This window comes from Pseudomonas sp. R62, assembly GCF_000257605.1.
GTDB lineage: Bacteria > Pseudomonadota > Gammaproteobacteria > Pseudomonadales > Pseudomonadaceae > Aquipseudomonas > Aquipseudomonas atacamensis.
Map to the genome: position 1 here is coordinate 1,372,481 of NZ_JH635999.1, position 12,768 is coordinate 1,385,248.

Annotated in this window: 12 protein-coding genes; 6 read left to right on the forward strand and 6 right to left on the reverse strand. The window is 61.8% G+C overall.

What is annotated here, in order from left to right; genetic code table 11:
* The coding region (locus OQK_RS31710; RefSeq protein ID WP_238537258.1) for a hypothetical protein at nt 1-288 on the reverse strand (288 nt) is incomplete at its 3' end.
* Nucleotides 289-296: 8 nt separating this feature from the next.
* On the opposite strand from OQK_RS31710, the gene OQK_RS24325 reads away from it, so the two are divergent.
* From OQK_RS24325 to OQK_RS24350, 6 genes are all read left to right on the forward strand, one after another.
* Nucleotides 297-1,313 (forward strand): AraC family transcriptional regulator, encoded by a 1,017-nt coding sequence (locus OQK_RS24325; protein WP_016774713.1) that lies wholly within the window; start codon nt 297-299, stop codon nt 1,311-1,313.
* A 184-nt stretch (nt 1,314-1,497) separates the two neighbouring features.
* A complete protein-coding gene (locus tag OQK_RS24330; protein WP_016774714.1) occupies nt 1,498-3,162 on the forward strand; it encodes an AMP-binding protein in 1,665 nt (554 codons plus the stop codon).
* Between the two features lie 18 nt (nt 3,163-3,180).
* Nucleotides 3,181-3,942 (forward strand): SDR family NAD(P)-dependent oxidoreductase, encoded by a 762-nt coding sequence (locus tag OQK_RS24335; RefSeq protein WP_016774715.1) that lies wholly within the window; start codon nt 3,181-3,183, stop codon nt 3,940-3,942.
* Between the two features lie 12 nt (nt 3,943-3,954).
* Nucleotides 3,955-5,148 (forward strand): acetyl-CoA C-acyltransferase, encoded by a 1,194-nt coding sequence (locus OQK_RS24340; RefSeq protein ID WP_016774716.1) that lies wholly within the window; start codon nt 3,955-3,957, stop codon nt 5,146-5,148.
* 142 nt (nt 5,149-5,290) lie between these two features.
* A complete protein-coding gene (locus tag OQK_RS24345; protein ID WP_016774717.1) occupies nt 5,291-6,418 on the forward strand; it encodes an acyl-CoA dehydrogenase in 1,128 nt (375 codons plus the stop codon).
* 15 nt (nt 6,419-6,433) lie between these two features.
* Entirely contained in the window at nt 6,434-7,207 is a 774-nt protein-coding gene (locus OQK_RS24350) for an enoyl-CoA hydratase (RefSeq protein WP_016774718.1), read from the forward strand.
* A 172-nt stretch (nt 7,208-7,379) separates the two neighbouring features.
* Here OQK_RS24350 and OQK_RS24355 read toward each other — a convergent pair whose 3' ends face one another.
* The 5 genes from OQK_RS24355 to OQK_RS24375 form a co-directional block, all read right to left on the reverse strand.
* Nucleotides 7,380-8,531: an acyl-CoA dehydrogenase family protein gene (locus tag OQK_RS24355; RefSeq protein ID WP_016774719.1), complete on the reverse strand. Its 1,152-nt coding sequence runs from the start codon at nt 8,529-8,531 to the stop codon at nt 7,380-7,382.
* A 3-nt stretch (nt 8,532-8,534) separates the two neighbouring features.
* Nucleotides 8,535-9,641 carry an enoyl-CoA hydratase/isomerase family protein gene (locus OQK_RS24360; protein WP_016774720.1) on the reverse strand — a complete coding sequence of 369 codons (1,107 nt, stop codon included), beginning with the start codon at nt 9,639-9,641 and terminating at the stop codon, nt 8,535-8,537.
* Between the two features lie 142 nt (nt 9,642-9,783).
* Nucleotides 9,784-10,470 (reverse strand): HPP family protein, encoded by a 687-nt coding sequence (locus tag OQK_RS24365; RefSeq protein ID WP_016774721.1) that lies wholly within the window; start codon nt 10,468-10,470, stop codon nt 9,784-9,786.
* A gap of 156 nt (nt 10,471-10,626) precedes the next feature.
* Complete coding sequence (locus OQK_RS24370; RefSeq protein ID WP_038861687.1) at nt 10,627-11,805, reverse strand: MFS transporter; 1,179 nt, start codon at nt 11,803-11,805, stop codon at nt 10,627-10,629.
* Nucleotides 11,806-12,045: 240 nt separating this feature from the next.
* Nucleotides 12,046-12,768, reverse strand: a 723-nt coding sequence (locus tag OQK_RS24375; RefSeq protein WP_038861688.1) for a UDP-glucose dehydrogenase family protein, incomplete at its 5' end; no start/stop codon positions are given.

Sequence of the window (12,768 nt, forward strand, 5' to 3'; positions counted from 1 at the left end):
ATGATCAAAAAGGGAACGAGCATTGGCGAGCCACAGCGATTTAGATAGGAGGCTAAGTTGTAACATAATGACACTCATTCCCAAATGGCATTCATTGACATTTAGCTGAACCTTAGCTGAACAACTGTGATTCCTGTGGGAGCGAGCCTGCTCGCGAATGAGGTATGCCTGTGACATTTGTTTATCTGACACACCGCGTTTGCGAGCAGGCTCGCTCCCACATTGGCCCTGCGGTGACTTCAGCAGCTGGGTTAAGATGCCCACCACCCAAAAAACAACAAGGCTCACCTCGCTCCATGGCGGAAAAAGACACCATTGCCATTCAACTGGTGCGCGAAGCGCTGCTGCAAAGTTGCGCCCCGGGCGCGGCGACGGATGAGGCGTTGAGCAAGGTCGGCATCGATCCGGCTCTGTTAACGGCCGATGAGGGCAGGGTGCCGGCCTCGCAATACGCCAGACTCTGGCGCCTGCTGGCACGACGCGGTGATGACGAGTTCTTCGGCATGGACCCGCGCCCGCTCAAGTCCGGCAGCCTGGCGTTTCTGTGTCGCAGCGCCATGGCGCAACCGACGCTGGCGGCGGCGCTGGATACCGCTCTGACGTTCCTGTCGCTGATGCTGGAAAAACTGCCGGCGCAACTGGTGCATCAGCAGAGCCTTGCGGAAATCGTCCTGCTCGAAGACGACGCCGAACCGCGCCGCGCCTTTACCTATTTCACTTACTGGATGATCGTGCACGGCGTCGCGTGCTGGCTGGCCGGGCGGCGGATTCCGATTCTGGCGATTGAACTGCGCTGCGCCGAACCGGACTTCACCGACGACTATCGGGTGATGTTTTCGGAAAACCTGCGCTTCGAACGTCCGCGAACACGAATGATCTTTTCCGCCGATTGCCTCGATCTGCCGGTCAAGCGCAGCGCCGAAGAACTCAAGCGCTTTCTCGCCCAGGCGCCGGCGAACATTCTGGTCAAGTACCGCGACCCCGACAGCCTGGCCAGCCGGATCAAGCACGATCTGCGGCAAGTGCCCGCCGAGCACTGGCCGGAAACCGAGGCGCTGGCCCAGCAACTGTGCATGTCCGCGTCGACCCTTCGCCGGCGACTGGCGGAGGAAGGGCAGACCTATCAGGGCCTCAAGGACAGTGTGCGCAAGGAGCTCGCAATCACTTGGCTGGCAGAGCCTTCGATCAGTTTCGTCGAGATTGCTGCACGGCTGGGTTTTGCTGATGCCAGTTCGTTCTACAAGGCGTTTCGCAAGTGGTCCGGGTCGAACCCGGGGCATTACCGCACACTGATCCTTAATGAGGTGGTCTGACCCGACGCCTGCGCGAGCAGGCTCGCTCCCACCCAGGGCCGCGTGACCATTCCCCTCAAAAGGCTTGGCCAAACCAGTCAGCCACTTTGATAACTTTGACCATTGCCCCAAGCCCCGCGCGGCGCGACTATCCCTGTGTTGTTTACGGTTCCCAGCCTAATAAAAACACCGAGGGATTCTGGCAATGCGCGATTACTTGTCTGCCACCGAACAGTTCGATTATCAGCACACCGTCGACGCGTCGCTCAGCGGTACGCTGGCGGCACTCAACGCCTGCATCGAATGTTGCGACCGCCATGCGTTGCCCGGGCGCATTGCGTTGTTCTGGGAAGGTCGCGACGGCTCAAGTGCGACTTACACCTTCACTGATCTGCAAGACAAAGCCGCGCGTTTCGCCAATTTCCTCCTCGCCGAGGGCGTGCAGAAGGGCGACAAGGTCGCCGGCCTGCTGCCGCGCAACGTCGAATTACTCATCACCGTGCTCGCCACCTGGCGCATCGGCGCGGTGTATCAGCCGCTGTTTACCGCATTCGGGCCGAAAGCTCTTGAACATCGCCTGAACAGTTCCGGGGCGAAAGTCGTCGTCACCGACGCGGTCAATCGCCCCAAGCTCAGTGAAGTCAGCGCATGCCCGACCATCGTCACCGTTGGCGGTGTGAAAGGTCAGGGCATTGTCCGTGGAGATTTCAGCTTCTGGGCTGAGCTGGCCAACTATTCCAGCGTCTGCGAACCGGTGCTACTGACCGGCGAAGACCCGTTCCTGCTGATGTTCACCTCGGGCACCACGGGGCCGGCGAAAGCGCTGTCGGTGCCGCTCAAAGCCATCGTCGCTTTCCAGAGCTACACCCGTGATGCGGTGGACCTGCGCCCTGAAGACGCGTTCTGGAATGTCGCCGATCCGGGCTGGGCCTATGGCATCTATTTCGGCGTCACCGGGCCGTTGGCGCTGGGCCACCCGATCACCTTCTACGATGGCCCGTTCACCCTCGAAAGCACCTGCCGGGTGATCAACAAATACGGCATTACCAATCTCACCGGCTCGCCCACTGCCTATCGCCTGCTGATAGCCGGGGGAGAGGAGTTCGCCAGATCGATCAAGGGCAAACTGCGCATCGTCAGCAGCGCCGGCGAGCCGCTGAACCCGGAAGTGATCCGCTGGTTCGCCGACAACCTCGACGTGGTCATCCACGACCACTACGGCCAGACCGAACTGGGCATGGTGCTGTGCAACCACCACGGCCTCGAGCACCCGGTGCATGTCGGCGCCGCTGGTTTCGCTTCGCCGGGCCATCGCATCGTCGTGCTCGATGAGCATTACAACGAACTCGGCGTCGGTCAGCCGGGCATTCTTGCCATCGACCGCCGGCAGTCGCCGATGTGCTGGTTCGGCGGCTACGAAGGCGCGCCGACCAAGGCCTTTGTTGGCAACTACTACCTGAGCGGCGACACAGTGGAGTGGAACCCGGACGGCAGCATCAGCTTCGTCGGCCGCAGTGATGATGTGATCACCACTTCGGGCTACCGCGTCGGCCCGTTCGACGTGGAAAGTGCCCTGATCGAACACCCGGCCGTGGTCGAGGCGGCGGTCGTCGGCAAACCCGACCCGGAACGCACCGAACTGGTCAAAGCCTTTGTCGTGCTGAGCGCGCAGTACCGCGCCGCGCCGGAGCTGGCCGAAGAGCTGCGCCAACACGTACGCAAGCGTCTGGCCGCGCATTCGTACCCGCGTGAAATCGAATTTGTCAGCGAATTGCCCAAAACCCCGAGTGGCAAATTGCAGCGCTTTATCTTGCGCAACCAGGAAATCGCCAAGGCTCAAGAGGCCGCGGCGCACAACGTTTCAGCTTGAATCCAAGGAAACACCGTCATGCAGATCGAGAACAAGGTTTTTATCGTCACCGGCGGCGCCTCCGGCCTTGGTGCCGCCAGCGCTGAATTGCTGGTCAGTGCCGGCGCCAAAGTCATGCTGGTCGACATGAACGCCGAAGCCGTCGCCGCTCAGGCCCAGCGCCTCGGTGCGCAAAGTGTGGTTGCCGACATCAGCAATGAAGCCGCCGCCGAAGCCGCTGTGCAGGCGACCGTTGCCGCATTTGGCGGCCTCAACGGCCTGATCAACTGCGCCGGCATCGTGCGTGGCGAGAAAATTCTCGGCAAGAGCGGCCCGCATGCCCTGAGCAGTTTCGCGCAAGTGATCAACGTCAACCTGATCGGCAGTTTCAACATGCTGCGCCTAGCCGCTGCGGCGATTGCCGAAAGCGAAGCCAACGCTGACGGTGAGCATGGCGTGATCATCAACACCGCCTCGGTCGCAGCGTTCGACGGCCAGATCGGCCAGGCCGCGTACTCGGCATCCAAAGGCGCGATCGCCAGCCTGACCCTGCCGGCCGCCCGCGAGCTGGCGCGCTTCGGCATTCGCGTGATGACCATCGCACCGGGCATTTTCGAAACGCCGATGATGGCCGGCATGACCCCGGAAGTGCGCGACTCGCTCGCCGCCGGCGTGCCGTTCCCGCCGCGGCTGGGCAAGCCTGCCGAATACGCCGCGCTGGTGCGCCACATCATCGAAAACAGCATGCTCAACGGCGAGGTGATCCGTCTCGACGGCGCCTTGCGCATGGCCGCCAAGTAAGGAGGATTAGTCATGACTATGTCCAATGATCCGATTGTTATCGTCAGCGCCGTCCGCACACCGATGGGCGGTTTTCAGGGCGAGCTGAAAAGCCTTACCGCACCGCAACTCGGCGCGGCGGCGATCAAGGCTGCGGTCGAACGCGCTGGTGTCGCCAGTGATGCGGTTGATGAAGTGCTGTTCGGTTGCGTATTGCCCGCCGGCCTTGGCCAGGCGCCGGCACGTCAGGCTGCGCTGGGCGCCGGGCTGGATAAATCGACGCGCTGCACCACGGTCAACAAGATGTGCGGCTCGGGCATGCAAACCACCATCATGGCTCACGACATGCTGCTTGCCGGCAGTGCCGACGTGGTGATCGCCGGCGGCATGGAAAGCATGTCCAACTCGCCGTACCTGCTCGACCGCGCCCGCGCCGGCTATCGCATGGGCCATGGCCGCGTGCTCGATTCGATGTTCCTCGACGGCCTCGAAGACGCCTACGACAAGGGCCGCCTGATGGGCACCTTCGCCGAGGATTGCGCCGAGGCCAACAGCTTCAGCCGCGAGGCGCAGGACGCTTTCGCCATTGCCTCGACCACCCGCGCGCAACAGGCGATCAAGGACGGCAGCTTCAAGGACGAAATCGTCCCGCTGACGGTGACTGTCGGTAAAGAGCAGGTGGTCATCAGCAACGATGAACAGCCGCCGAAAGCCAAACTCGACAAAGTCGCCTCGCTGAAACCGGCGTTCCGCGAGGGCGGCACGGTCACCGCAGCCAACTCCAGCTCGATTTCCGACGGCGCGGCGGTGTTGGTGCTGATGCGCCAGTCCCACGCGCAGCAACTGGGCCTCAAAGCGCTGGCGGTGATTCATGGCCACGCTGCGTTCGCTGATACCCCTGGCCTGTTTCCCACCGCACCGATTGGCGCAATCCAGAAATTGGTGAAGAAGACCGGTTGGGCGCTGGATCAAGTGGATCTGTTTGAAGTGAACGAAGCGTTTGCCGTGGTCGGCATGGCGGCGATGACGCACCTGGAGATTCCCCACGACAAGCTCAACGTGCACGGCGGCGCCTGCGCGCTGGGCCACCCGATCGGCGCCTCGGGAGCGAGGATTCTGGTGACGTTGCTGGCGGCACTGCGGCAGAAACAGCTCAAGCGCGGCATTGCAGCGATCTGCATTGGCGGTGGAGAGGCCACGGCCATGGCTGTGGAATGCGTTTACTGAAGGCATCGCCGATCAACTGTGGGAGCGAGCCTGCTCGCGAAGACGCTGTTTCGGCCGGCACATGCGTGACTGACACACCGCTTTCGCGAGCAGGCTCGCTCCCACAGGGTTCTATGTCGTACTCAGATTTCAAGGAATCACCATGATCCCCAACGAAGACCAAACCCAGATCCGCGACATGGCCCGGCAGTTTGCCGAGGAGCGGCTCAAGCCGTTCGCTGCCGCGTGGGATCGCGAGCACCGTTTCCCCAAGGAAGCCATCGCCGAGATGGCTGAGCTGGGCTTCTTCGGCATGCTCGTGCCGGAGCAGTGGGGCGGCTGTGACACCGGCTACCTGGCCTACGCCATGGCCCTGGAAGAAATCGCTGCCGGCGACGGTGCCTGTTCGACGATCATGAGCGTGCACAACTCGGTCGGCTGTGTGCCGATTCTCAAGTTCGGCAATGACGACCAGCGCGAGCGCTTCCTCAAACCATTGGCCAGCGGCGCCATGCTCGGCGCCTTCGCGCTGACCGAACCGCAGGCCGGTTCCGATGCCAGCAGCCTGAAAACCCGCGCCCGCCTGGAAGGCGATCACTACGTGCTCAACGGTTGCAAACAGTTCATCACCTCCGGGCAGAACGCCGGCATCGTGATCGTGTTTGCCGTGACTGACCCGAGCGCCGGCAAACGCGGGATCAGCGCGTTTATCGTGCCGACCGACTCGCCCGGCTACAAAGTTGCGCGGGTCGAAGACAAACTCGGCCAGCACGCCTCCGACACCTGCCAGATCCTCTTCGAAGATGTGAAAGTGCCGGTGGCCAACCGGCTGGGCGAGGAGGGCGAGGGCTACAAGATTGCCTTGGCCAACCTTGAAGGCGGCCGCGTCGGTATCGCCTCACAAGCCGTCGGCATGGCCCGCGCTGCGTTCGAGGCCGCGCGTGATTACGCCCGCGAGCGAGACACCTTCGGCAAGCCGATCATCGAGCATCAGGCCGTGGCGTTCCGCCTGGCGGACATGGCCACGCAAATTGCCGTCGCCCGGCAAATGGTGCATTACGCCGCAGCCTTGCGTGACAGCGGCCAACCGGCGCTGGTCGAGGCGTCGATGGCCAAGCTGTTCGCCTCGGAAATGGCTGAGAAGGTCTGCTCCATGGCCTTGCAAACCCTTGGCGGTTACGGTTACCTCAACGACTTTCCTCTGGAACGCATCTACCGCGACGTGCGCGTTTGCCAGATCTACGAAGGCACCAGCGACATTCAGCGCATGGTCATTTCGCGCAATCTCTGACAAGGAATTTTATTCATGACTTACGAAACGATTCTGCTGGAAACCCGCGACCGCGTCGGCCTGATCACCCTCAACCGGCCGCAGGCGCTGAACGCGCTCAATGCGCAACTGGTCAGCGAAGTGAACCACGCCCTCGATACGCTGGAAGCCGATGCGCATATCGGCTGCATCGTCCTCACCGGTTCGAAAAAAGCTTTCGCTGCCGGCGCGGACATCAAGGAAATGGCTGAGCTGACCTATCCGCAGATCTACATGGACGACCTGTTCAGCGACAGCGATCGCGTCGCCAACCGCCGCAAGCCGATCATCGCCGCGGTCAATGGTTTCGCCCTCGGCGGCGGCTGTGAACTGGCGCTGATGTGCGACTTCATCCTGGCGGGCGACAACGCCAGATTCGGCCAGCCGGAAATCAACCTCGGCGTGCTGCCGGGCATGGGCGGCACTCAGCGCCTGACCCGCGCGGTGGGCAAAGCCAAAGCCATGGAAATGTGCCTGAGCGGGCGCATGATCGACGCGGTGGAAGCCGAGCGCTGCGGCATCGTCGCGCGGATCGTGCCGAGCGATGAGCTGCTTGATGAAGCGCTGAAAGTCGCAGCGGTGATCGCTGGCAAGTCACTGCCGATTGCGATGATGATCAAGGAGAGCGTGAATCGGGCGTTCGAGGTCAACCTGAGCGAAGGCGTGCGCTTTGAGCGGCGGGTGTTCCATGCCGCGTTTGCGACGCAGGATCAGAAGGAAGGGATGGCGGCGTTTATCGCCAAGCGTGAGGCTGCATTCCAAGGCAAATAGTGTGTGAGCTTCAAAAGCCCCTCACCCTAGCCCTCTCCCCAGGGAGAGGGGACTGACCGCGTGATATGGGCGAATTACGCCGACCTGAAAGGTTGCCGCTGAATCCGTAACCGACTCGGTCGGCTCCCTCTCCCTGGGGAGAGGGCTGGGGTGAGGGGAAGGGCCAACGCCATTACAACTGGTAGTTCTTCAAATCCCGCGCAATCACCATCCGCTGTATCTCGCTCGACCCTTCATAGATCTGAGCAATCCGCGCGTCGCGGTAGTACTTCTCGACCGGGTAATCCTCCAGATAGCCATAGCCGCCATGAATCTGGATCGCCGACGAACAGACCTTCTCGGCCATTTCCGAAGCAAACAGCTTGGCCTGTGAGGCCTCGGACAAGCATGGTTTGCCCGCCGTCCTCAGCCGCGCCGCATGGAGGATCAGCAACCGCGCGGCGTTGATCTGCATGTGCATGTCAGCCAGCAGATTGGCGATGCTCTGGTGCTCGATGATTGGCTTGTCGAATTGCACCCGATCTTTCGAGTAGGCCAGCGCCGCTTCAAACGCCGCCCGGGCGATGCCCAACGCTTGCGCCGCGATACCAATGCGTCCGCCTTCAAGGTTGGACAGGGCTATCGCCAGGCCTTTGCCACGCTCGCCGAGCAGATTGGCCTCGGGGATGCTGCAGTTGTTCAGCGTCACCGCGCAGGTGTCGGAAGCACGGATGCCCATCTTGTGTTCGGTGCGATCGACGATGAAACCTGGCGTGTCGGTGGGCACCAGAAACGCTGACAGGCCTTTCTTGCCCAGCTCCGGGTCGGTCACGGCGAAGACGATCGCCAGTTTCGCCCGTTTGCCATTGCTGACGAATTGCTTGGCACCGTTGATCACCCATTGGCCGTCGCGCAGTTCGGCGCGGGTGCGCAGGTTGTGCGCTTCGGAGCCGGCCTGGGGTTCGGTCAGGCAGAAGCAACCGATGGTCTGCCCACTGGCCAGATCGGCCAGCCAGGTCTTTTTCTGTTCGTCGCTGCCGTAGTTGAGCACCGGGCCGCAGCCGACCGAGTTGTGGATGCTCATGAACGCGCCGGTCGCGCCGTCACCGGCAGAGATTTCCTCAACCGCCAGCGCGTAGGCGACGTAATCGACGTAGGTGCCGCCCCATTCTTCCGGCACAACCATGCCGAGCAGGCCCAGCTCGCCCATTTTCGCCACCAGCGCGTCGTCGATCCAGCCAGCCTTTTCCCAGGCCTGGGCGTGGGGCGCGATTTCGCCACGGGCAAAATCCCGGGCCATGTCGCGGATCATCACATGTTCTTCAGTCAGTTCGAGATCGTGCATGACTCAGCTCCCGCTCTCATCAAAACCATGGAAGAAGCTCGCAACCTGTGCAGCGTCCAGCTCAGCGACGGTCGGCGGGTTCCAGCGCGGTGACTTGTCCTTGTCGATCAGCAGGGCGCGCACGCCTTCGATCAGGTCGCCACTGGCAAACCACTGGCGGTCCAGATGCAGCTCCAGCGCAAAGCAATTCTCCAGACTCAGGTGCCTGCCGCGACGGAGCATTTCCAGGGTCACGGCCATGGCCAGCGGCGAGCGGGTTTCCAGCAGATCCGCCGTGGTGACCGCCCATTCGTGGCTGTCGGCGACAGTGACGGCGCGCAATTGCTCGATCATGCTCGGCACGTCGGGCAGGGCGAAGAAGTGGTCGATGGCCGGGCGCAACGCTTGGAGGGGCGCATCGGGCAGGGTTTGCACGGCGTGCTTGGCCAGCAGGTTCTGCAGCGACTTCAGCGGCGTGTCCTGCCACTCCATCTGATCGAGTTTTTCGTCGAGCAGGGCCAGTTTGCTGCTGTCCAGATACCAGTCGGCGAGGCCGCAGTACAGCGCATCGGCCGCGCGAATCTGCACGCCGCTGACGCCCAGATAAATCCCCAGTTCACCGGGAATACGCGGCAGGAAGTAGCTGCCGCCGACGTCGGGGAAGTAACCGATCGCCACTTCCGGCATCGCCAAACGGCTCTTCTCGGTGACCACGCGCAGATCGGCGCCTTGCACCAGGCCCATGCCGCCGCCGAGGACAAAACCGTCCATCAGGGCCAGCACCGGTTTGCGGTAGTGATGAATGGTCAGGTCGAGGGCGTATTCCTCGACGAAGAAATCTTCGTGCAGCGTGTCGCCGCTTTTGTAGCTGTCGTACAGCGAACGAATATCACCGCCGGCGCAGAAAGCCTTTTCCCCGGCACCGCGCAATACCACGGCGTGCACATCGGCGTCAGACGCCCAGGCATCGAGCTGCTGTTGCAGCAGACGAACCATGTCCAGGGTAATTGCATTGAGGCCCGCAGGGCGGTTGAGGGTCAGGTGGCCGATATGGTTGCGCACCTCGGCCAGCACGTCGTTTGGTATGGCATCCATGGACGGGGTCCGCCGGGATGAAGCCTGAGCTGTCATCTGTAACTCCCTGCTTTTTATTGTCTTTATTCGAAAAGCCCGCGCGCGGGCGTTAGCGGATCGTAACAGTGCAAATTTGTCGTGTACAACGGGGATATGTGCAGGGGGAATCTGCGTTTTTACATGCCTCGAAATTGCGTGGTTATCGGAAGGTTTCGCTGATGCTGCGGCGCTTGGCGTGCAGTTCGCTGGCGTGGATCAGGCGTTCGAGGTCTTCGGGGGTGACGTCGATGAAAGCTTCCATGTCGGCCAGCGCCAGTTTCAAGTCTTCGGCGGTGATCGCCTGGCGGTCGACCGGGACCACTGGCGGTGCCGGGTCGGCAGCGCGTTTCGGATAGCGGATGCGGGTCAGGTTGTTATAGGCCAGCGCACTAATGAGCATGCACAGCGCGCCGAGCATCACCGGCTCCATGGCTTTCCAGTCCATGGCGATGGTTGCAGGGTCGGCGAGCACCAGTGTCAACGCCAATGCGCCGGCCGGTGGGTGCAGGCAACGCAGCCAGCACATCAGAATCACCGCCATGCCGGCGGCGAGACAGGCGCTGCCCAGCGTACGGCCAAGCACATGGGCGACCAGCAAGGCGACCACGCCGGCGCACAGGTAGCCGCCGAGAATCGACCATGGCTGGGCGAGGGCGCCGGAGGACACGGCGAACAGCAGCACCGCCGAAGCGCCGAGCGGGCCGACCAGGTGAAAGGCAACGTCATGGCCGAACACCTGCGCGCACATCCACACGCTGAACAGCGTGCCCAAGGCCATGCCGATCGCGGCACGGCTCCATTCAGTGGGGCGGGTGTTGATGGCAGCGGGCAACCAGCGAGCAAGCATGTAGAACTGATCCTTTACAAAATCCGGGGCAAAAAAAAGGACTTGTCCGGCATATCCGGAAAGCCCTAGAAGCGTTCCAACATTGGGGGAGGAACGCGCGTAGTTTGCCGGTCAAAGTCGATGCTGACAAATTCATATAAATGCAGTTTTAGTGCACTATTTTTGCATTGAAGTGGTGCGCCGCGCGCTGACGAAGCATAGATAGCCACCCAGCGCCGCCAAGCCGCTCAGGGCATAGAACATGCTCGGCGCCGGCGTGTGCATCAGCAGAAACCCGCACAGCACCGGGCTCGCCCCACCGCCGAGTGCCGCCAGGTTCTGCGCGCCGTAGTAGCTGCCGCGCAGTGTTTCCGGGGCGAGAGTGTCGACGAAGAGGAAGTCTGCCGGGTAAATGATCATTTCGCCCAAGGTGAAGATGAACATCGCCACGCACCAGCCGAGCAGGCTGTCCGCCACACTGAAGCCAATCAACCCGACGATGAACAGCGCAGTGCCGCCGGCAATCCAGTGACGCAGGTGTTCGCGACTGAGCCAGCGACCGACCTGGTATTGCAGCAGGATCACTGTGATTGCGTTGCAGGCGAGCAGGGCGGCCATGGTGTCCAGGGTCTGTTGCTGGGTGTGGGTGACCAGCAGATATTGCGACAGGTACAGCGTAAAGCGCCCGTGCACCAATGTGCTGAGCAGGCAACCGAGGGTGAACAGCACCATGGTGCGGTCGTTTTTCAGGATCATCAGCGTGTTGAGGAAACTTTGCGGCGCACTGGCGGCTGTTATCGGACGGACATCGCGGACTGCGCCGAGCAGCAGAAAAATACTGCCAATGGCGATCGCACCGGCAACGATGAACGGCGCGGACGGCTGCACCCCGGCAATCACCACGCCAATCATCGGTCCGACGGCGTAGCCGATATTGGTCAGCGTGTAATTGAGGGAAAACGCCTTGACCCGCTGGCCCACCGGCAGGTTTTCACTGAGGATCGCCTTGGAGCCGATGAGGAACAGCGCCGACGCGGTTTCGCTGATGATCAGCACCAGGGTGACCAGATACAGGTTCTGCGCGAAGGTCAGCAGGATCAGGCCGATACCGCTGGAGAGCATGGCCACAATCAGCAATTGGCGCTTGTCCAGCTTGTCGATGATGTAGCCGCCGTACAGCGACAGCAGCGTGGCGCTGAACACGGCGATGCCGAGCAGCAAGCCGACATCCTGCGGATTGAGGCCAAGCTTGTTGCTGAGGAACAGCGTCAGCAACGGACTGACCAGGGCGCGGCTGATGACCACGGTCAGCGAGCTGATCATCAACCGGCGAATGAACGGCGAATACATGGCCACGGAGGGGGAATGTCCTTATTCGGGAAGCCTGGGCGAACACCATCCTCTCTGGGCAGCCGCCACCGGTCAAGCTGATACACCAGCTTCCCTCGGAGCATATGATTTCCCTGTGGGAGCGAGCCTGCTCGCGAAGGCGGCGGATCAGTCACCTCCAATGTCGCTGACATACCGTATTCGCGAGCAGGCTCGCTCCCACAGGGTCTGAACCTCACGATTACCACTGACTCCCACAGGCGCAAATCAAGCCACATCCGAAGCCGCCGGCCACTGCCGCAAGGTGATCGGCAACTTGCACGATTCACCGCGCCCCATCGGGAAATACTGGAAACCATTGCGCGCCAGACGCTCGGCGTCGTACAAGTTGCGGCCGTCGAAGATGACCGGGCTGTTGAGGCGCTGTTTGATCAGCTCGAAATCCGGGGCCTTGAACTGTTGCCATTCGGTGCAGATGATCAGCGCATCGGCGCCGGCCAGTACCGATTCCGGCGTGCCCATCAGCATCAGTTTTGATTCGTTTGGATAGAGATTCTGGGTTTCCACCATGGCCTCCGGATCAAAGGCGCGCACGCTGGCCCCGGCAGCCCATAAATCTTCGAGCAGAACCCGGCTCGGCGCGTCGCGCATGTCGTCGGTGTTGGGCTTGAACGCCAGGCCCCACAAGGCAAAGGTCCTGCCGCGCAAGTCACCACGGTAGAACGCGTTGATGCGTTCAAACAGCTTGTGCTTCTGACGCTGGTTGATCGCCTCGACCGCTTGCAGCAGATCACTGGAGCAATGCGCCTGTTCGGCACTGTGAATCAAGGCGCGCATGTCTTTGGGAAAACACGAACCGCCGTAGCCGCAACCCGGATAGATAAAGTGATAGCCAATCCGCGTATCGGCACCGATGCCCTGGCGCACTGATTCGATGTCCGCGCCGAGGTGCTCGGCGAGTTCGGCGATCTGGTTGATGAAGCTGATCTT

Bases quoted from the DNA above. Each gene is read 5' to 3' on its own strand.
- OQK_RS24355 (WP_016774719.1), bottom strand. From the start codon at position 8,531: ATGCACGATCTCGAACTGACTGAAGAACATGTGATGATCCGCGACATG.
- OQK_RS24330 (WP_016774714.1), top strand. From the start codon at position 1,498: ATGCGCGATTACTTGTCTGCCACCGAACAGTTCGATTATCAGCACACC.
- OQK_RS24335 (WP_016774715.1), top strand. From the start codon at position 3,181: ATGCAGATCGAGAACAAGGTTTTTATCGTCACCGGCGGCGCCTCCGGC.
- OQK_RS24350 (WP_016774718.1), top strand. From the start codon at position 6,434: ATGACTTACGAAACGATTCTGCTGGAAACCCGCGACCGCGTCGGCCTG.
- OQK_RS24360 (WP_016774720.1), bottom strand. From the start codon at position 9,641: ATGACAGCTCAGGCTTCATCCCGGCGGACCCCGTCCATGGATGCCATA.
- OQK_RS24345 (WP_016774717.1), top strand. From the start codon at position 5,291: ATGATCCCCAACGAAGACCAAACCCAGATCCGCGACATGGCCCGGCAG.
- OQK_RS24365 (WP_016774721.1), bottom strand. From the start codon at position 10,470: ATGCTTGCTCGCTGGTTGCCCGCTGCCATCAACACCCGCCCCACTGAA.
- OQK_RS24340 (WP_016774716.1), top strand. From the start codon at position 3,955: ATGACTATGTCCAATGATCCGATTGTTATCGTCAGCGCCGTCCGCACA.
- OQK_RS24325 (WP_016774713.1), top strand. From the start codon at position 297: ATGGCGGAAAAAGACACCATTGCCATTCAACTGGTGCGCGAAGCGCTG.